18 protein-coding genes are annotated in these 19,538 nt (G+C 51.3%); 8 read left to right on the top strand and 10 right to left on the bottom strand.

The genetic code is table 11. The annotated features are described in order from the left end of the window. Positions 1-80: 80 nt before the first annotated feature. Positions 81-2,855, bottom strand: coding sequence for a hypothetical protein (locus tag BLS94_RS14000; RefSeq protein WP_143021714.1), 2,775 nt, complete (start codon positions 2,853-2,855; stop codon positions 81-83). Positions 2,856-2,974: 119 nt separating this feature from the next. Here BLS94_RS14000 and BLS94_RS13995 point away from each other — a divergent pair, with 119 nt between their 5' ends. After that, on the top strand, positions 2,975-3,193 hold the full coding sequence (locus tag BLS94_RS13995; protein ID WP_143021713.1) for a hypothetical protein: 219 nt from the start codon (positions 2,975-2,977) through the stop codon (positions 3,191-3,193). A gap of 324 nt (positions 3,194-3,517) precedes the next feature. Here the strand turns inward: BLS94_RS13995 and BLS94_RS13990 are convergent, their stop codons facing one another. From BLS94_RS13990 to BLS94_RS13980, 3 genes are all read right to left on the bottom strand, one after another. Further along, entirely contained in the window at positions 3,518-5,011 is a 1,494-nt protein-coding gene (locus BLS94_RS13990) for a M48 family metalloprotease (protein WP_256325450.1), read from the bottom strand. A 303-nt stretch (positions 5,012-5,314) separates the two neighbouring features. Beyond that, the gene (locus BLS94_RS13985; protein ID WP_072767751.1) at positions 5,315-5,653 is read right to left on the bottom strand and encodes a P-II family nitrogen regulator; all 339 of its coding nucleotides are present in this window, start codon (positions 5,651-5,653) and stop codon (positions 5,315-5,317) included. Positions 5,654-5,804: 151 nt separating this feature from the next. Beyond that, positions 5,805-7,421, bottom strand: coding sequence for an NAD+ synthase (locus BLS94_RS13980; RefSeq protein ID WP_090962374.1), 1,617 nt, complete (start codon positions 7,419-7,421; stop codon positions 5,805-5,807). A gap of 95 nt (positions 7,422-7,516) precedes the next feature. On the opposite strand from BLS94_RS13980, the gene BLS94_RS13975 reads away from it, so the two are divergent. From BLS94_RS13975 to BLS94_RS13965, 3 genes are all read left to right on the top strand, one after another. Further along, positions 7,517-8,665, top strand: coding sequence for a GNAT family N-acetyltransferase (locus BLS94_RS13975; protein WP_090962371.1), 1,149 nt, complete (start codon positions 7,517-7,519; stop codon positions 8,663-8,665). Between the two features lie 400 nt (positions 8,666-9,065). After that, on the top strand, positions 9,066-10,169 hold the full coding sequence (locus BLS94_RS13970) for a glycosyltransferase family 2 protein (RefSeq protein ID WP_256325449.1): 1,104 nt from the start codon (positions 9,066-9,068) through the stop codon (positions 10,167-10,169). A 92-nt stretch (positions 10,170-10,261) separates the two neighbouring features. Then, complete coding sequence (locus BLS94_RS13965; RefSeq protein ID WP_090962365.1) at positions 10,262-10,801, top strand: NUDIX hydrolase; 540 nt, start codon at positions 10,262-10,264, stop codon at positions 10,799-10,801. A gap of 130 nt (positions 10,802-10,931) precedes the next feature. Here BLS94_RS13965 and BLS94_RS13960 read toward each other — a convergent pair whose 3' ends face one another. From BLS94_RS13960 to tsaE, 6 genes are all read right to left on the bottom strand, one after another. Continuing rightward, entirely contained in the window at positions 10,932-12,098 is a 1,167-nt protein-coding gene (locus tag BLS94_RS13960) for an ABC transporter permease (protein WP_090962362.1), read from the bottom strand. 133 nt (positions 12,099-12,231) lie between these two features. Then, positions 12,232-13,389 carry an ABC transporter permease gene (locus BLS94_RS13955; protein WP_090962359.1) on the bottom strand — a complete coding sequence of 386 codons (1,158 nt, stop codon included), beginning with the start codon at positions 13,387-13,389 and terminating at the stop codon, positions 12,232-12,234. A gap of 76 nt (positions 13,390-13,465) precedes the next feature. Beyond that, entirely contained in the window at positions 13,466-14,164 is a 699-nt protein-coding gene (locus BLS94_RS13950) for an ABC transporter ATP-binding protein (protein ID WP_072767758.1), read from the bottom strand. A 17-nt stretch (positions 14,165-14,181) separates the two neighbouring features. After that, positions 14,182-15,396, bottom strand: coding sequence for an efflux RND transporter periplasmic adaptor subunit (locus BLS94_RS13945; protein WP_090962356.1), 1,215 nt, complete (start codon positions 15,394-15,396; stop codon positions 14,182-14,184). Between the two features lie 223 nt (positions 15,397-15,619). Further along, a complete protein-coding gene (locus BLS94_RS13940; RefSeq protein WP_090962457.1) occupies positions 15,620-16,873 on the bottom strand; it encodes an N-acetylmuramoyl-L-alanine amidase in 1,254 nt (417 codons plus the stop codon). 59 nt (positions 16,874-16,932) lie between these two features. Beyond that, on the bottom strand, positions 16,933-17,421 hold the full coding sequence (tsaE, locus tag BLS94_RS13935; RefSeq protein WP_072767760.1) for a tRNA (adenosine(37)-N6)-threonylcarbamoyltransferase complex ATPase subunit type 1 TsaE: 489 nt from the start codon (positions 17,419-17,421) through the stop codon (positions 16,933-16,935). Positions 17,422-17,589: 168 nt separating this feature from the next. Between tsaE and BLS94_RS15495 the strand changes: the two genes are divergently transcribed. The 4 genes from BLS94_RS15495 (at position 17,590) to BLS94_RS13925 (ending at position 19,105) form a co-directional block, all read left to right on the top strand. Continuing rightward, positions 17,590-17,766 (top strand): hypothetical protein, encoded by a 177-nt coding sequence (locus tag BLS94_RS15495; RefSeq protein WP_371130306.1) that lies wholly within the window; start codon positions 17,590-17,592, stop codon positions 17,764-17,766. A gap of 54 nt (positions 17,767-17,820) precedes the next feature. Then, positions 17,821-18,033, top strand: coding sequence for an epoxyqueuosine reductase family protein (locus BLS94_RS15490; protein ID WP_072767761.1), 213 nt, complete (start codon positions 17,821-17,823; stop codon positions 18,031-18,033). Positions 18,034-18,238: 205 nt separating this feature from the next. Further along, complete coding sequence (locus BLS94_RS14715) at positions 18,239-18,454, top strand: hypothetical protein (protein WP_143021712.1); 216 nt, start codon at positions 18,239-18,241, stop codon at positions 18,452-18,454. Positions 18,455-18,472: 18 nt separating this feature from the next. Beyond that, a complete protein-coding gene (locus BLS94_RS13925) occupies positions 18,473-19,105 on the top strand; it encodes an XrtA/PEP-CTERM system exopolysaccharide export protein (RefSeq protein WP_083569946.1) in 633 nt (210 codons plus the stop codon). The last annotated feature ends 433 nt before the right edge of the window (positions 19,106-19,538 follow it).

Genomic DNA, 19,538 nt, shown 5'->3' with positions numbered 1-19,538 from the left:
AAATCATCTTCGATGCACTAAAATGAATTCCTTTCCTTATGGCACAACGTTAACTGCAAAACTGTTTCGGTAACCTTTTTCTATGGCGCAACGCGAGCGCTATCCGCTTCGATGGCGCAAGCTATTAATCGGTCACGGGCGTGCTTATGAGATTTTGCGTGGGGGCAATCATATTGCCGGGTCAGCCAACCGATGTAAGCATCGGCCGTTTCATCTACGCGTTTTGACGAACGTATTTTCGGTTTCTCCGGTTTCGGTGTTTCCTTTTTGTTAAATGCTTTTTTTGGACCGGTATTATCGTTAATGGGCTTAACTATCTTGTCCTTACCCTCAACTCCCTCGGTTTCGACACGATCATATTCGAACCCGTCAAGCTTTAGCCTTATACCGGGTCCCCAGGAACCGGACTGCCGGAGGTTATGATGAAACACCCTGGCCTTGAGACCACGTAGAGAGACTTCCGCACGGCCTGTTGCAGTAGCAGCTTCATTTTTCTGAATGCCAGGTTGTACCAGTTGTTGCAACAAGATGGGCTCAATATTCTGAGAAATTTCTTCGCGCGTGATCTTCTCCACCTGCGCGGCAGGTAAAATCGTCCTCAACCAGAATGGCGCACTGCCAGGATCAGCTTTGATGTGTGAATCAGTAATGATGCGTAAGGGCGGATCAAATGTAATCGGGTTTTCTTCTTCAATATCAGCTAAAAAATCATCCTTGGTCATCTTCACATTGCCATCAGGATATACGTGCAGCTCAGTGCGATACAGTTTGTTGGCGTAGCGGATCATGGCTGTACAGCTCCAACCCTTTTCCTCGTCTTTCTTTACCGATACCTCAGCAAATTCCACTGGAGCCGATAATTTCGCATCGCCGAGCGCTTTCTCCGTCTCGATAATAAGGAAGGCGCCTTCCTCTCTTTCATCTCCTCCCCAAACATAGGCACAGAAAAATCTCAGGTAATCCCGTACCATCGGCGCGGAATCAAGTTTCAGCGTGCCACGTCCATTCAGTTGATGAATTGGTGTCGACTGCCCCCCAAGCAGAATTGATTCCATTGTCGTATCCGATTGATGCTTTAGGAAAGCGATAATAGCTTTGCGTTCTTTCTCAAGCTGACATAGCGCTTCGACAAGCACCCAATCGGGATAAAAAGAAAGTGGCGCCTTATAGGCTTCGATAACGAGCACTTCCGCTGCCCGAACCTTCGTCACTTGGAAATCATTTGCGATGCACGCATCCTCGATACTGAGAGTAGGAATGGGCATATTCTTAATGTCAGTCACGAGAGAACTCGGAGGATTTATAAATCTGAGACTATTTTCGAGATCACCGATGGAGAACCCGCTCCGATAGCTGCCGCCGTCGAAATTTATTCGATGCTTTTTCATCAGCGGCATAAATATGCCGCTGATTGACACCGACCCTCGCACTTCGGCATCCTTGGCATTCAGCGAGGCAAGATATTGTGCATGCACCTTTAGCGCGCCGCCAATGCGCGAAAGCCCCAGATCAACAGTGCCGGCTATCTTTGTCAGATTGCAGTCGTTACCGATTGTTATGTTGTGCGCGTATAGGCCGTATTCCTGATTATTCGGCGATTTCATGACCGTATTGTTTACATTGAGGTTGCTCTCGACATGGCTGCTCTCCAGATCAATAGAGGTCACAAGATCATCGAGAATTAGGTCGCCGCCGACTCGAAGGTTGGATGCGAGAATACTCGCGTGCGCCCAGTCAGGGGGCGGATTCAGCGTTAGTCCATTAAGATTCAAATCTCCGCCCACGGTCGCCCCACGCGCGTCAATCACACCTTCAACAATAGTTTTGGGCCCTGATGGAAGATTGTGAAGCCAGAGATTCGTCCGTACGCGCGCAAGGCTCAGATTGAGCGCGTAGTCCTGAGCGGCGACCTTGCGGATTTGGATACCGCGGAGATCGAGAAAGCCAATTGTGGCGCTAAGGAAATCGAGGTTCCCCTCCACCTCATAATGCTCTTTATTCTTATCTTCACTCCCATGCAAGGCTACCGTGCCATCGCACTGCAGCGACTCGGCTCGAAACGCAATCTTGCCAGGGGCAACGAATTTAGCGGCTTCTGCCCAGATGTCGCCACTGACGTGAGCACCTCTGACGCTCACGCCGCCTTGGGCATGAAAGTCTGGCTGGAGCACGATGGATCCGTGGATCTCGGCGCTGACGAGATTGAGCGCGTAATCCGGAATGCCGAACTCGGTGCACTGGCCAGGTTGGATTCTGAAGTGCGTTCGTTGAGCAATCACGGAGCCACCGATGCGGCATCGGCGAGCAAAGATCTGGCAAGGGCTACCATTATCGAGCGGCGCAACATCGCTAATCTCAAGATCCCCATCGAGAGTGGCGTCGGTCAGGTCAACACGTCCGGAGATTCTGCATCCGCAAAGCGATAGGCGGCTAAGCCGCACATTGCTGGCATTTATTGCATTGAGAATTTTTTCCTCTACGCTGGCGCCATTGCGGACAGCAGGGTACTTTATTATGGGTCCGTCGTGGATAATGCAGCGATCCAGCAGTAGTGGCGGCAATGGCGTCCCCCCCGCTCCTTTGCAGTCGCTCAAATCAATCTCGCCCTTGATAATGGCGCCGCGTAGCCGGACGCCGTGCAGACGTGAAGTTGCCTCCGCATCCTTAGCGGGGGCTCGCAAACCAAGCAGGAGTTCTCGCAGAAAAATTCCACGAACGGTGATATCGGCCTCTTCCTGCACAAAAAGCCTTGAATCTTCTTGCGCAAAAAACTCGGAAAGAACGGGAAGTTTGGCAGGTCCTGCCCAGTTGCCACGAAACGCCGTGTCGATGAGCTCTTTTTCGAGGACTGACATTTTTTCTTCTTTTTCAAGGGCGGGCATTTTTTTTTGCTACTCCACTTCGAAGAAATTGCAGATCTGGCTCAAAATGCTGAGCAAGTGTGCGATTCACAGCAATGATGGAACAAGGGAGCTTGAAAAAAAAGAAAGCAAAACCTGTCCGTTTGCCGATGTACCTTTATTACATATGCCAACGTCTTGTGGTGCGTACTGAACATATTCAGTTTAACCATAGAGGAAGAGTCTGGGAAATTCAACTCCGAAACGAACAGGGAGCTTTAGTGGAAGAAAATGATGGGGTCAGACAGATCAGACACCATTATTTGCACATGGCAGGGTTTAACATGGGGTGATCGACGACCATGAACTTGCTCTTGCATCAGAAATTCAAGTTTTCTCTACAGTGGATTTCATCCAAAAATCGGTCGCCATTTGGGCGACGGTGATATACCGGTCGCATGAATAACAATTAGTAACAATTAGGGACAGATCACGGATTTCTGATTAACCGATGGTCGGCGCACCTTGACCGTCCGCGAGCATCAATACCACCTCAGCCACACGACCGCCCGGTGGGCACCGCGGAGTTGCTTTAATGTGCTTCAGAATACGGCTGGGGCAGAGCGTGACGCAGACGGGAATCGACGCTGGATCGGATGAAGAACAGGGGAAAGGACCTATTTATTTTTGTCCTGGTTGGCAGCCAGTTCGCGTAGCTCCTTGAGGCGGGCCTCGACGCTGGAGTTGTGGTAAAAATCGCCGTCGCTGTTTTGCAACGCGATCTGCAGTTGTTCAACGGCAGCATGATAATTGCCCTGCCGTGAATAAACTTCCGTCTGCGCACGATGCGCGGACATCACATTGCCAAGCGCCGCATAGCTCTGCGCCTGTAATTTATAAAGGCGTATGTCATTTGGAGTGAACTGCAATTGCCGGCTGACGAACTTGAGCGCCTTATCGGCGCCCCTATTGCGCAGAAGCGCGTCTGTATAGTCGTAGATTAATGCGCGGTGGTGGGGGAACGTTTGCAGCGCGGCCTGGTAGATATCGAGGGCGTCCTTGGTTTGGCCGAGAGCAAGTTTGACTCGAGCCGCCAGGGTTTCGATCATGGCATTGGAAGGGGGCGCTTTACGTTCTATCTGAATGGATGTACCGAGATGATGATTTTCCAGCGCTTCATCCACCGCATCCGGCTGCAAGGTGTCGTAAAGACGCTCCAGTTCCTTATCCGCGCGCAGATAATCTCGTCCGCGCAGCAGGGCATTGATAAGTCCGTAGCGTTCCACAGTCTCACTGGTATAACGCCTGTCCCGCAGGATGGAGTCGAAGTGCTGTATCGCATCCGCCGGTTCATCGATGGAAGCGCGCAGCTTCGCCTGCACCATCCGGAAATCCATGCTGTCGAGAACTTGCCGGTAAGGCATATCCTGCATGCGGTTTTCAATATCCGCGATGCGCGCATAAGTAATTGGATGGGTGCGCAGATATGCTGGGGGGCCATTTTCATAGAATCGGGTTGCTTTCTGCATGTGTTCGAAGAAAGCCGACATCCCATGTGGATCAAATCCCGCACTGACCAATATGTTGAAGCCGATGCGATCAGCCTCTTTTTCGTGGTCGCGAGTAAAGTCCAGTTGCGATTGAATCTGGCGTGCCTGGGACGCAACCAGAATCGCCTGCCCCGCCTGCGAATTGGTACGCGCCGCCAGGATAGCGAGGGCTGCCGCCGCCAGTGACGTCAGCATGCTGTATTTCTGCGAGGCGATCATGCGAGCAAGGTGTTTCTGAGTGACATGCGCTATTTCGTGCGCCATGACGCCCGCCAGTTCGGATTCGCTCTCCGCCGCCAGGATAAGCCCGCTGTTGAAGCCCATGAAGCCGCCCGGCAACGCGAATGCGTTGATGGTCGGGTCTCGGAGGGCAAAAAATTCGAACTCCTGATTGGGATGAGCTTCATTCGAGCCGAGAATCAGCCTATTGCCGAGGCTGGCAAGGTAGTCCGTTATTTCGGCATCTTCCATATAACTGCTGTCGGCGCGGATCTCGGACATGATCTTGAGGCCAAGCTCCCGTTCCTGGTGCGCCGACATCGTTGCCCGGGACACATCGCCGAGCTCAGGCAATTCGTTGGCAAAACCATTCAGCGCAAACAATATTGGCAAAATAGCCATTACATGGCGCATTTTCACGTCGGTAGGATAACGCTTCGCGACCGAAGTTCCATCACGCCGAACGGGGTTGATAGCCGAAACAGGGCTGATATCTCAAGATGGGGCCGGCATGAAAAAGCTATGGAAGGAATAGCGCCGGACCGTACTTTTCCAACCGGAAACGCCGGTGCGCAAAATCAGCACGCTTGACCGGCTCGGCATAAAAACACTTTTTCAGGAATGGAAAAACCCTTCACGATTGTTTCCGCCTATCGTTCATATGGCGCGCTGCTATTGCTATCCGTATTGCAAGACCCATCCAGCCTAAATCGCTGCTTCATCTGTTTCTCCGGTGCGTATTCTCGTTACCTGTTCGATACTCGTTACAAAGATCTTGCCATCACCGATCTTGCCGGTACGCGCGGTGTTGACGATGGTCTCGATAACGCTATCCACCAGTTTCTCAAGCACGACTATTTCAATTTTTACTTTCGGCAGAAAATCTATGACGTATTCGGCGCCGCGATAGAGCTCGGTATGGCCCTTCTGTCTACCAAAGCCCTTGACTTCAGTAACGGTGAGCCCAGTTATGCCAATTTCATTGAGCGCTTCGCACACTTCGTCGAGCTTGAAGGGTTTGATGATAGCCTCGATTTTTTTCACGGTACATTCCTTTGAGCAGATATTATATGGAGACTGGTATCACAGTCATGCTTCAAGCTGTTCGGTTGTTGCCATTGATTTAGGTTTAAGCGGTTATAAATTCGGAAAGCCTTTATAAAGCTGCGATGACCGGAATCCGCGCGCACCATTTTTAAAATTCATCTTGATACCTCGATGTAATCGGATAGCGCCAGTCCCTGCCAAAGCCTCGCTGGGTAACGCGGATGCCGGGCGGCGCCTGGCGGCGCTTGTATTCATTCTGACGGATAAGGTGCACCGTCCGCCGTACGTCGGCTTCGGCGTAGTTCATGCCTAGAATCACCTGCATCGACAAATCCTTTTCCATATAAGCTTCGAGGATAGCGTCGAGCACATCGTAAGGCGGAAGGCTGTCCTGATCGGTCTGGTCAGGACGCAATTCAGCCGAGGGCGCCCGGTTGAGGACACGCTCCGGGATAACATTACCTGAATTGTTGCGGTACCGGCAAAGCCGGTACACCATGGTTTTACTGACGTCTTTCAGCACAGCGAAGCCGCCGGCCATATCGCCATATAAGGTGCAGTAGCCTACTGCCATTTCGGACTTGTTGCCGGTGGTGAGCACGATCGAGCCGTACTTGTTCGATAATGCCATCAGCAAGGTGCCGCGTATACGCGCTTGCAGGTTTTCCTCCGTGATATCCTGGGTGTTGCCCTGGGGCAGCGTGGGAAACTCATCGGCCAGCGTATCCATGAATTTGCCGAATACGGGTTCGATGGGCAGTTCGCTATAACCTACACCCAACGTCTGGGCCATGGCACGTGCATCCGATAAGCTTATATCGGCGGTAAATTGTGAAGGCATCATTACCGCTTTCACTTTCTCGGCGCCCAGGGCGTCGACCGCAATCGCCATTGTGAGCGCCGAATCGACGCCGCCGGAGAGGCCCAGCAATACCCCGGGTATGCCATTCTTTCCGACATAATCCTTTACGCCAAGGCACAGCGCCTGATAAACGCTCGCTTCCAGGGTATTTGAAGCCGTGATATAGCCGCTTATAGGATTCCCGTTTTGCAATTCGATCAGGCCGAGCGTTTCCCCGAATTCATCAAATTGATGGGTCAGTTCGCCCTTGCTATTCAAGGCAAAAGAAGCGCCGTCGAATATCAGTTCATCCTGTCCGCCTACCATGTTCACGTAAACCACCGAAAGTCCCGTCTCACCGATGCGCTGCCGTACCAGTTGATAGCGCAAGGCTTGCTTGCACATGTGGTAGGGTGAAGCATTCAGCACCAGGAGCACGTCCGCTCCCGCCTCCCTGGCGCGAGTGGCTGTGCCTTTTTGCCAAACATCCTGGCAAATGTTGATGCCAAACTTTACCCCATTCAGTTCAAATATGCAGGGATTGGAGCCGGGTTCGAAATAACGCCGTTCATCGAATACGCTATCATTGGGAAGCAGATTCTTGAGATACGTCGCGACAATTTTGCCGTCGCGTATCACGGAGGCTGCATTGTAAAGCTTATTATCCTTGAGATGAGGATGCCCAACCAGCAGTGTCACCCCGCTCGTTTCCTTGGCCAGCTCTGCAAGCGCATCCTCACAAGCGAAACGAAATCCCGCTCGCAATAGCAGGTCCTCCGGCGGATAGCCCGACAGCGCCATCTCGGGCGTGATAACCAGTTGCGCACCCGCCTTCTTCGCCTGATTGGCGTAATCAAGTATTTTTCGGGTATTGCCGCTCAGGTCGCCGACTGTGCAATTGATTTGGGCAATGGCGAGCTTCATGGTGTGGCGGCCGGTTGAGTTTCTGTTGACAGTCCGCCAAATAATACCAGAATGAGCTGCCTTGCGCCCAAGGCCGGCAAGCGCGACAATCCCGCATGAGCGCCGGATTTGAAATAAAAATAGTCGATTCTCTTGCCGGCATTTCTGTCCCGGCATGGAATGCCCTCACCGGAGACGATCCATTTCTGCGGCACGAGTTCTTATCCGCCATGCATGAAACCGGGTGTGCCTCAAAAAAAACGGGCTGGCTGCCGCAGTTTGTCACGCTATGGGAGGGGAACGTCCTGCGTGGCGCGTTGCCGCTTTACCTGAAAAGCCACTCCTACGGTGAATATGTGTTCGACTGGGCTTGGGCAAACGCTTATCAACGCTATGGCTACCCTTATTATCCCAAACTTTTGAGCGCGGTGCCTTTCAGTCCGGTGACGGGGCGGCGATTGCTCGCGGAGACTCCAGAGCACCGCGCCCTGCTTATCTCGGCTGCAATGAAAATGATTAAAGACAGAGGCGGGGAGGGAATATCGTCATTCCATTGCCTTTTTCCGCAGGAATATGAAGCGCGCGAAATGGAAGAGGCGGGCATGACCTTGCGGCATGGGATCCAGTTTCACTGGCAGAACCGGACTGGACAAGGTTATGAAAATTTCGAGATGTTTCTGGCGGGGATGAGTCATGGCAAGCGCAAGAAAATCCGGCAGGAAAGACGTAAAGTACAAGCTGCAGGCATCCATTTTCAGTGGCTGTCGGGAAATGACATCAGCGACGATCACTGGCATTTCTTCATCGACTGTTATAACAAGACTTACGACGAGCACCACTCCATGCCGTACCTCAATCTGGAATTCTTCATGAGGATTGGCAAAAGCATGCCAGAGAATGTGCTTCTGATTTTGGCATTGCGCGATAGCAAACCGGTTGGCGCCGCCCTCAATTTACACAGCACACATACGCTGTACGGCCGCTATTGGGGTACGAAGGAATTTATATCCGGCTTACATTTCGAGACTTGCTACTATCAAGCCATCGAATACTGCATCGCACATAGTATCAAGTTGTTCGAAGGGGGCGCACAGGGAGAGCATAAGCTTGCGCGCGGCTTTCTTCCCGTCCGCACCTGGTCGGCGCATTGGCTTGCGCATCCGGAATTCGCCAAGGTTATCGGAAATTATCTGGAGCGGGAAGCACAGGACATCGATCATTATCTGGACGAATTGAACGATAGTTCACCGTTCAGGAAAGAATAGATGGGATAATTGCCGAGTTCCGCCGCTTGGACGGTACTTTCACCCGGCGTGCTTTGCCGGCTTCGTAGGGAACGCGTTCAGTTCAACTTGCTTTTCGATGGGACGTCCTGTCCCGCAAAGCCGCGCCATATCTCTCTTCCAAATATGGGTTTACTACTTTGGAAACCGGTCTGGTTTCGGCAACCTGCGTATTTATGCCACCGTATATATTCATCTGCGATGGATCATGAATCAGCCCCAGGAATCAGATGATGGAATTGGATACCTATAGGTGAGCTTTTCCCGATTGATCGAAGACATTTAGCCGAGATAGTGAGAGTCACTCTCTGCTGTAAAGACAAGAACTGGAATTTTCTAAGATAATACGTCTCGGCCAAAAATGCCTAGGAGAGTTGACTCATTGAAGACTGTTATCATTATCCCAACATACAACGAACGGGAAAATATAGGCCCTCTGATCGAGGCGCTACAGCATCAGTTTGAGAAACTGACCCACGACATGCATGTACTTGTGGTGGATGACAATTCACCGGACCGAACTGCGGATTTTGTTCGCGAATTACAGGCCGACCATTCCAACTTGCATCTGCTTATGGGGGAGAAAAAAGGCTTGGGGGTCGCCTATATCCGCGGAATGTTGCATGCGATGGACGAATTGCATGCGGAAGTCGTGTTTGAGATGGATGCAGACTTTTCACATAAGCCGGAGGATGTACCGCGACTGATGGCTGAAATCGAACATGGGGCTGATTTTGTCATCGGTAGCCGCTATGTGCCAGGCGGGAGCATTCCAAAGGAATGGGGTCTATACCGTCGTCTAAACTCGCGGTTTGGAAACATTGTCGCACGCTATTTGGCGGGAATTTATTCGGTGCGTGATTGCACTGCCGGTTTTCGGGCAATCCGCACATCCATTTTGCGCCGCATCGATTTTGCCAAACTGGGGGTGCAAGGCTATGCATTCCAGGTTGCCCTTCTTCACGCGGTCACAGTCGAGAAGGCCAGAATTGTTGAAGTCCCGGTCAATTTTATTGATCGCTGCTATGGTGACTCAAAACTGGGATTACGAGATATCGTCGAATTTGTCGCCAATGCGTGGTGGATACGTTTCGAGAGTTCAAAAACCTTCATCAAATTTTTGGCTGTCGGTGCCACGGGTGTCGCCGTTAATCTGGGATTTTTTACCTTACTACTTTTTCTAGGCTTGAACAAATTCGTTGCTTCACCTATTTCCATAGAAATATCGATAATATCCAACTTCCTTTTCAACAACTACTGGACATTTCGCGATCGCAATACCAAGGACAAAACCAGAATAAAAGGCCTTAAATTCAATACAGTCTCCCTCCTCTCGCTAATCTTGAGCTACGGCACCTTCGTCACACTTTCTTTATTCTTTCCTGACGTGCAGCCCCAGGTTCACCAATTTATCGGAATCATACCCGCCACCTTGATAAATTACTTCCTCAACTCCTATTGGACTTTCAAACATGTCGAAGACTAATTCGGGAATTGCACAGTTACCTCTTTGGCCGCAAAATATATCTCGCTACGTAGCGTAAGCATCAGCATAAATAACCTATACAATCAATCCCAATGAAATATTGCAGTAACTGCGGTACTTTAGTGGAATTGCGAGTTCCTGAGGGCGATACGCTGCCGCGTCACGTTTGTTCCGCATGCAATATTATTCATTACCAGAATCCCAAGATCGTGGTTGGCAGCATACCCGAATGGGAGGACCAGATATTGCTATGCCGCCGAGCCATCGAGCCGCGCCATGGGTTATGGACATTGCCGGGGGGGTTCATGGAAAATGCCGAGACTTTGGTCCAGGGCGCCGAACGTGAGACTTTGGAAGAAGCCAACGCCCGGGTGGAAATGGGCGATCTTTATTCCATCTACAATTTGCCTCATATCAATCAGGTGCACATATTGTTTCGTGCACGGATGCTGGATCTTGACTTCAAACCGGGAATTGAAAGCCTGGATGTCAAGCTTTTCCACGAAACGGAAATTCCCTGGGATACGCTGGCTTTTCGTGTCATTAGCGAACCCCTGAGACGCTACTTTGAAGAGCGGCGCAAAGGAAAGCTGGGCTTCCACATGGGCACTATAGAAGAGCTTCAAAAATAATTTTTCAAAGATGGAAAGCCCCGTGAGGAGATGTGTTTCGCCCTCGCGGGAACGGGTCAAAAGTATGTTTTTATCGTCGGATACGGAATATAGAAAATGAAGTGGTGTAAACGCACATTCATACATGTGATTACACTGCCCGCAAAGAGTCCACGATCTTCAGCCGCGCGGCCCGCGCGGCTGGAAGAAAGCCGCCGACTACGCCCATGATTAGCGCGAACGCAAACGATTTAAGGATAATTTCCAGATTCAGGATAAAGCTGAATGCCAGCTCGGAGAAGGACTGCCAGTTCATGGTGGAAATGGTAAAGAACTGCATGAAAGACGCCATTGTCAAACCGATGACGCCACCCGCCGCACCGAGCATCAATGCTTCCACAAGAAATGCGGAGAGAATATTTCTTCGTCGAAAACCCAATGCGCGCAAGGTGCCGATTTCCGTGGCACGATTAGCAACGGAGGCGTACATGGTGATCATTGCACCGATAATTGCGCCTGCGGAAAAAATGATCGACAACATCATCCCCAGGTAGCGGATGAAATTTGCCAGCACTTGCGATTGCTCGGCATAGAAAACGCTTTCCCGCTTGGCTTCCAGAGTAAGGCGGGGATCATTTTCAATCCGGGACTTGAGTTGAGGAAACGTTGCCGCGTCGTTCAATTTCAGTATTACTGAAGAATAGACTGGTCTGCGAAATGCCTGCATCAACTGGTCCACGTCTCCCCATATTTCCGAATCGAAACCGCTTTTACCTGCATCCATAATGCCGACCACGGTCCATTCACGTTGCGCGAAGCGCAACGTTTCGCCCACACCTGCGCCTTTATAGCGCTCGGCAATATTCTTGCCCGCAATAATTTCCGTTGAGCCGGGATGAAACATGCGTCCCTCCATGATTTCTACCTGAGGACGCAATTCGATTCCCTTTTGCCCGACGCCGCGTATCAATACGTTTGAAGCTTTATTCGAGTCGCGCTTGGCAAGAGCAATCAATACGATGGTTTCCTTCGATGCAAGGTGCGCGCCGTTTATGCCGTAGGCGACTTCCGGTTGGTTTTCCACAATGGCGGCCTGGTCGCGCTCAACTAGACTCTGCACCTCCGTGCCGGCTGAGCGGCGCGTGACTATTACATTATCTGGAGACCCTGTATCCACCATGGTTCTCCTGAGACCCTCCTCCAGCATCAACACGGTTGCGAATACGAAAACCACGAGGGCCATTCCGCAAGCAGTGAGCAGCGTCGTCAATTTGCGAGCGGCGAGATTGCGCCACGTGTATGAAAGAGGGATCGACATATCGATTTGATCCTGAATCCGTTAGTCGTAGCGACTGCACTCGGAAGGTGAACGTCAAATAATATGAAATAATGTTATTAATCATAACACTAATCTATTAAATGAGCGGTCAACTACCGGATTTAGGTTAAAGCTATCCGATGTGACGAAGTCCTTCCACAATAGACACTCGCGACGCGCGCAATGCAGGCATCACTGCTGCAATAAAGCCGACCGCGATTGCGGCGGCAATTTGCATGAAGACCGTTTCCAGCGAGACGCCGAATACCGGAAACAGTGTACCCACCTGTTTGCTGAATGCATGGGCGACCGGAAAAGTAAGCAGAATCCCGATCACCGCACCCGCGAGCGCAATAGCCAGGGATTCGCCATAAATCAGGCCGGTAAGAAAGCGCGGCCCGAACCCCAATGCTTTGAGCGTGGCGTACTCGCCGATGCGTTCGCGCGCAGTCATTGCCATGGTGTTCGCCATTACCGCAAGAATAATGAAGATCACAACGAACGAAACGATGCGTATCGCCACGACGATGGCTTCGGTCATGGCGACAAAACCCAGCTGAAACGCCTTCTCTGTTTCGGTAAGGGTTTCCGCGAGAGAGTTTTTGAACAATGCGTCGATCTCGGTCGATATTTCCGCAGCCCTGTCCGCATCCGAGATCTGGATTATGTATACACCGACGTGATTGGATCGACGGGTAATAGTCTTTTTCAACGTTTCATTGAGGTAATCCCAGTGAAAGAAAAGCTGCGAGGTGTCCGTTCCCGCTTCGGCGCCGTCATAAATAGCGCGCACCGTAAAACTCCATGCACCTGGGTAAATCGTTCCCCGAAGGGGGATTGTATCCCCGACCTTAAAACCATACGTATCTGCCAGCTTGCGGCCGATCACACAGCCCTTGCGGTCGGCCCGGAATGCGTTCATTTCCGCCGACGGGATGAGGTATTCCGGATAAAGATCGAAATAGGTTTTTTCATTTACCGCGAACTGCGGGAAAAAGTTTTTCTCGGTAATATAGACTCCGCCAAACCAGTTCGCATGACTGATCGCCGATACGCCCGGAATTTTGCGAATCTGCTCCTGGTAGTTGATGGGTAGCTGAAATACCAGCGAAATCGAACTTCGCGTCACCAGGCGGGTGGAGGAGGCATTTTCCGCCCCCGCATACCAGGCATCAACCACTGTCCGTAGCATTCCGAAAGCAAGTATCGCCACCACTAGGCCCAGCACGGTCAACCCGGTGCGCAGCTTATGGCGCAGCGTATTTCTTGAAATAAGCTTCAGGAAGTGCATTTTGGTAGCAGTTTCGTCATAGCGCGTCCTGTAAGAAACGTCGGAAAAAGCAAAGGAGAACGCACCATACTGCCGCTTACTGTTGAGGGGTTACGTCCAGTTTGCCTTTTTCGAGATGACGAATCGAATGGGCTGATTTGGCCGCGTGCGGATCATGCGTCACCATAATGATCGTTTTGCCCATCTCGCTGTTCAAGCGCGCAAGCATGGCGAGAATATCGTCCGCTGATACCCGGTCAAGATCTCCGGTGGGTTCATCCGCCACCAGGATGAGCGGATCGGTAATAAAGGCGCGGGCGATTGCCACGCGCTGCTGCTGACCGCCGGACAGTTCAGAAGGGTAGTGCGCCATACGGTCAGTCAGACCTACCATCGATAACGCAAGTTCGACGCGCTCCTGTCTCTGGTTGCGCGAAAGTGTTGTCAATAACAACGGCAGCTCAACGTTCTCGAACGCGGTCAGTACGGGCATGAGGTTATAGAACTGGAAAATGAACCCGACATTGGCAGCTCGCCAGTCGGCCAGTTCCGCTTCGGAAAGCAGGGCGATATCGATTCCGTTAACTTTCAGCGAACCGCTGTCGGGCTTGTCGATACCCGCGATAAGGTTGAGCAACGTACTTTTGCCGGAACCGGAAGGGCCCATCAATGCGATGAAATCGCCCGGCATGATGTCGAAAGAGATGTTGGTCAAGACAGGCACCACTTGGCCGCCTCGGCGGTAGGATTTGGTGAGCTGCCTGATCTCGACAATCGATTTGGAAGCGTTTTCCATGCAAGCCCTGCTGCCTTTTATTTAACCGCCGTTTTGACCTTATCGCCGTTGTCGAGCCCGTCTCCCGGTCTTAGTATTACCTTGTCGCCCGCCTTTGCGCCTTTCAGGACTTCAACCATATCGCCAATTTTTTCTCCGGTTTCGATAGGCGTCTCAGCTGCCTTTCCGTCCTTTAAAAGGAATATGACGCGTTTGCCATTTCTCTGTGTAATTGCGTCGGACAATACAGCAACACGCGCAGTGCGTTGGTCAGAGGCCATTTCTTTTTCCAGGAAGGCGACCTTGGCGCTCATTTCCGGCAGTACCTGCGCATCATGGTCGACAAATCGTATTTTTACCAACACGGTCGCTTTAGCACGATCCACCGTTGGCACGATCCGCTGTACCATCCCGCGCAAACGCAGATCGGGAAGCGCATCCAGTTGAATTTCGCAAGGTTGCCCGAGCTTTACTTTTGGCAAATTGGACTCGGATACATCGGCTTCTACCTCAAGCGTATCCATGTCTGCCATCGTCACTACTGCACCTTTGGCGTCAAGCGCGGAGGAGAAGGGAGTGACGACGTCCCCGATATTCGCGCTTTTCGTCAGTACCACTCCGTCGAACGGCGCACGGATCAGTGTTTGCTCCACCGCTATCCGGGCTGCGCGGTAATTTGCCTCGGCTACGGCGACCTCGGCGCCGAAACCCCGAAGGGCAGCCTGAGCCTTGTGATAGCGGGCAGTTACCGTATCGTATGCGAATGGCGAGATGAAACCCTTGCCAAGCAACTCCCTATTCCGGTTGAACGCTGCCTGGGCATCGACCAATTCCGCTTGTGCCTGCTGCAGGTTTGCCTTGGCTACGTTGATGCTGGCCGCTGCCTGGTCCATTGTAGCGCTGACATCGGCATTCTCCAGTCGCGCAATAATCTCGCCTTCCGTCACCTTGCTGCCTTCTGTTACGCCCAGCCATTCCACCCGTCCGGTAGCCTTGGACGCCACTGCTGCCTTACGTTGCGCAACCACATAACCGGTTGCGTTGAGCAATGTAAATGATTGTGACGGATATGCAGTGGTCACCGTGGCTGACTCCACCTCTACTGCAATGCCGCTTCGGAAATAGAGAAACCCGAGCACCACAAGCATTGCAGCGATGGCGAGCCAGGCTGCGAGGGGGAAGCGCTTCTTGCGCGTACCCGTTGCGGCACTGCCCCGGTCTATCTTCAGTCTGGAAAGATCTTCGTTGCTCACGACAACGTCTCGGATAATTAAACGCCGCGATTATGAAGTAGAAGCATTATCACAGCTAGAAGCCTCTGGTTCAGCACACGGACATGACGACAGTATAGGGGCAGGAGGAGAAAGACGAGCAGACGACGGCAGGCGCACGCGCTATCCTCCTTGATTGTGGCAGAGGTTTCAGGAAACCTGTCAGCAATGAGAATAGCGCGTAATTTCGGATGATGGAAAGGGCTTACTCAAGCAACACCATTCTCGAGCGCGAAAGCGGGGGATTGTTTGCGAAATATCGCTTGATGCCGGCAAGTATGGCGTCTGCCAGTTTGTCTTGATACGCGGTATCTTTCAGTTTCTTTTCCTCGTCCGGATTACTGATGAAAGCGGTTTCAACCAGGATTGAAGGGATATCCGGCGATTTGAGGACAGCGAAGCCCGCCTGCTCCACGCTGCTTTTATGCAGATGGTTGATATCGCCGATTTCTGAAAGCACTTCCCTACCGAGCTTGAGGCTGTCATTGATGGTTGCCGTTTGTGACAAATCAAGCAAAGTTTGCTTGAGATAGGGGTCCTTAATATCCAGGTTGACTCCGCCGATCAAGTCCGCGTCGTTTTCTTTTTTTGCCAGCCAGCGCGCGGCAGCCGAGGTTGCGCCACGTTCGGACAGTGCGAATACGGAGGAACCGCGCGCATGCGGCTTGATGAAGGCATCTGCATGCACCGATACGAACAAATCGGCGTTCAACTGGCGTGCCTTTACCAGACGCATGGGCAACGAAATAAAGTAATCTCCTTCCCGTGTCAGCGCGGCCCGCATGTTGGGTTCTTTATCTATCTTGGCCTTGAGTTTTTTGGCAATCGCCAGCGTGATATTCTTCTCATGTGTGCCACGTTGGCTTATTGCCCCAGGATCCTCCCCGCCGTGCCCAGGGTCAATAGCGACGGTTATGAGACGTATCATCTCGGGCTTATGTTTTTTGGAGGCTGAAGTGCGCGCAGACCTGGTTTCCGCTTTTGAATTTATATTAGTGTCGGGATTGGCGTCAGATTGTAATGTCGCCGTGGTATTTTCGTTCAGAAGCGCCATCAGCGGATCGGGCGGAACAACGGGATAAATATCCAGCACCAGCCGGTGCCCGTAGTCGCCCACGGGTTTGAGCACGAAAGCTTGCGGCACCGCTTGGGTTTTGAGGTCCAGTACCAGGCGCAATATGCCCGGTTTGAAGCGCCCGATCCGTACTGCCTGGATATAGGGATCCGTGGCGTCAATTCTATCCGCCAGTTTTTCGAGTTCGGGCGTTAGCACGACTTGCTCCAGATCGATCGCGACGCGATCCGGATTTTTTACGATGCTGAGCGAATACCGTATAGGCAGGGGTGATTCCAGCGTGAGGCGGGTATACTCCGGCGCCGGCCAGATACGGACCGAGCTGACCTTGATGTCAGCGAAGGCGAAATTGCTGAGCGGCAGAAACAGGAGTGCAGCCGCCATGAACCAGGTGACGAATATGGATTGGGTACGAACATTGCGGCAATCGAATGTTGCCGCGTTCAAGGATTTTTCAGGGATTGCCAATGTTTCAAACACAGTCTACCGGCCTCCGTGTCTGCCTGAATTTCCACATTGCGGCCAGCTTCAGCAATATGGAACAGAAAACTCAAATCGGCCTTAGGCAATAGGCCAGCCGCCTTTTCAGGCCATTCCACCAGGCAAATTGAGTTCGCGTTGAAATATTCCCGGAAACCTGCTTCTTCCCATTCAAAGGGATCTTTGAATCGATAAAAATCAAAGTGATAGAAGTATAACCTAGAAATTTTATAAAGTTCAACCAAATTGTATGTGGGGCTTTTTACTTTTGCCTGATAACCCAAACCCCGGAGGATTCCCCGTGCCAGCGTAGTCTTGCCTGCACCGAGATCGCCACTCAGGAAAATAATTAGGCCGGGATGCAATATGGTTGCGATTTTTGCGCCAAACGCTAGCGTCGCGGCTTCATCGGCAAGATCGCAATTGACGTGATGGCGGCTAGCGTGATGCATGACGGCCAGGAAAGGTATGATGCGAACTATGCAAGAAAAAATTTCCAAAGATCCGCTGAAGATTTTCCCAGATGCAGCGGTTGATTTTACCCAGCTCGCCGAGTTGATCAAAGCCTGGGTAATGAACTCGGCTTTCAGGATATCAGCATTATCGATGCACGCACCGAGATGAAGCAGGCCGAATCAGATCTGCAGGACTGGCTGAGCAAAGGTTGTCACGGCGAGATGGATTATATGGCAAAGCACGGTACGCGGCGTACCCATCCGGCGGAACTTGTTCCCGGCACGCATGAACTACATGCCGCCAGCGAGAGACAGCTGGCAGGTGGTTCACGATGGCGATAGTGCATTTATTTCCCGCCGGGGCGAGATTACCGCAATGGCCTGGACGATACATCATTGGTTGAGCTATTCGGTTGGACCAAAGAAGAGTTTGACACTGGACTGGCTGGTAGCTCCATCCGCCGGATCGGGCATGAGCAATGGTTGCGTAACCTGGCGGTGGGACTGGGTAACGCGCCGTTTTCCGCGGGGGTGATGGGGGCGTTGCAAGGACACCGGGACGATGTTTCGTTTCTGGTACGCGAACACGTGCGCTGGGCATTACATTAACATGAAGAAGGTATTTAGCCCTTAGTTCCAAGGATCGCGATAGCGCGAACTCGAGGTAAGCTATACACGTTATTAATAACCTTGCTCTCATGGGGTGTACCAAAGTCCAATTTAGTCCTGCTGCTGAAATTGATAAGATGCAAGTATCGTCAGTTAGCAAATTAAATGGATTTCCTTCTGCAGCTCGTTTGATGGAATAAACTTTTTGAATTCCGAAAGCTGGCGTCATGTTCAGCGCTTGAATCGCGTAAAATGCTATTATGCCAGCCTTGACGGTGTAGGATTACATGCTATAAATAGTCGATCAGCCTTGAGCCTTGGGCTTGATCATGCCGCCTTCAAAAGAGAAATAGATTTATGGCTTTTTACTTTTACTAAAAATCCTCTTCAAGCGGCCCCAGCAGACTTTAATAATCAATAAACAAGAAAAGGAAGTTCAGTGAGCGCTTCGTCTTCGTATATCAGTATCAGGAAATGGCTGGCTTGTTTTGCTATTGTTTTTCCTGTCCTTCTCAGCGGCGGCTGTAAATCGTATCCATCGCTTTCTCCGGACGACAAGCATCTCGCGCATGATTACCTTATCGGTCCCGGCGACAACGTCGATATCATTGTTTGGCGAAATCCGGAAGTTTCCATGGCGGTACCGGTTCGGCCGGACGGGAAAATCACGACGCCTCTGGTGGAGGATTTACCTGCCAGCGGGAAAACGTCAACGCAGTTGGCGCGAGATATTGAAGAAGCTTTGTCGAAGTATATTCAGCAACCAGTTGTGACCGTTGTCGTGACGGAATTTGTCGGCCCTTACACGGAACAAATCCGGGTCATAGGGGAGGCCGCGAAGCCTCAAGCACTTCCATATCGTGAAGAAATGACGCTTATGGATGTTTTGATTGCGGTGGGGGGCATAACGGATTTTGCGGCGGGCAACAAGGCCAGGATCGTTCGTAACATAAATGGGAAACAGCACCAATTTAGCGTTCGATTAAATGATCTGATCAGGGACGGCGATATCTCGGCCAACGTACCCATGCAACAAGGGGATGTTCTTGTCATACCGGAAAGTTTCTTCTGATTTAAATATTTGCTTACGCTGGTTCAGTTCGCATTAGAAAGTCGAAATATTCTACTGATGAGGTTCTGTTCTGCGGCTATGCAGCAAAAGGGCTTCTCCTGCACGTTTCATTACAGACAGCCTGTTGGCGATAGACAGTTTTGTCCAACTGACATTTTATTATGAGAAATCAGAACGGTTTCACCTTTAGAATGAAGACGTTAAAACATATCTACCAAGAAAAAGTAGTCCTGTTTCGGGACTATGGGCCCAAAGACAACGGAAATAATTTTTCTGCTATAACCTCGACAATAGCATTTTTACGGGCCGTTTGACATATGGAGGAACTTACACGAATTGCGCCGAATTAAATGTAACCGAAAGGTATTCTGAGAAATAACGTTGCGCCATATTGAAGGTTACCGAAAAGGAGACCTTGATATGGTAAAGAGTG

Source organism: Nitrosospira sp. Nsp18 (assembly GCF_900103145.1).
Lineage (GTDB): Bacteria > Pseudomonadota > Gammaproteobacteria > Burkholderiales > Nitrosomonadaceae > Nitrosospira.
The sequence above is the reverse complement of the archived record's forward strand: the minus strand, read 5'-3'. Positions and strand labels throughout refer to the sequence as shown.

Coding starts and splice junctions, on each gene's coding strand:
- BLS94_RS14000 (WP_143021714.1), bottom strand. CDS start 2,855: ATGTCAGTCCTCGAAAAAGAGCTCATCGACACGGCGTTTCGTGGCAAC.
- BLS94_RS13990 (WP_256325450.1), bottom strand. CDS start 5,011: ATGGCTATTTTGCCAATATTGTTTGCGCTGAATGGTTTTGCCAACGAA.
- BLS94_RS13980 (WP_090962374.1), bottom strand. CDS start 7,421: ATGAAGCTCGCCATTGCCCAAATCAATTGCACAGTCGGCGACCTGAGC.
- BLS94_RS13975 (WP_090962371.1), top strand. CDS start 7,517: ATGAGCGCCGGATTTGAAATAAAAATAGTCGATTCTCTTGCCGGCATT.
- BLS94_RS13965 (WP_090962365.1), top strand. CDS start 10,262: ATGAAATATTGCAGTAACTGCGGTACTTTAGTGGAATTGCGAGTTCCT.
- BLS94_RS13960 (WP_090962362.1), bottom strand. CDS start 12,098: ATGTCGATCCCTCTTTCATACACGTGGCGCAATCTCGCCGCTCGCAAA.
- BLS94_RS13955 (WP_090962359.1), bottom strand. CDS start 13,389: ATGCACTTCCTGAAGCTTATTTCAAGAAATACGCTGCGCCATAAGCTG.
- BLS94_RS13950 (WP_072767758.1), bottom strand. CDS start 14,164: ATGGAAAACGCTTCCAAATCGATTGTCGAGATCAGGCAGCTCACCAAA.
- BLS94_RS13940 (WP_090962457.1), bottom strand. CDS start 16,873: ATGGCGGCTGCACTCCTGTTTCTGCCGCTCAGCAATTTCGCCTTCGCT.
- tsaE (WP_072767760.1), bottom strand. CDS start 17,421: ATGCATCACGCTAGCCGCCATCACGTCAATTGCGATCTTGCCGATGAA.
- BLS94_RS15495 (WP_371130306.1), top strand. CDS start 17,590: ATGAAGCAGGCCGAATCAGATCTGCAGGACTGGCTGAGCAAAGGTTGT.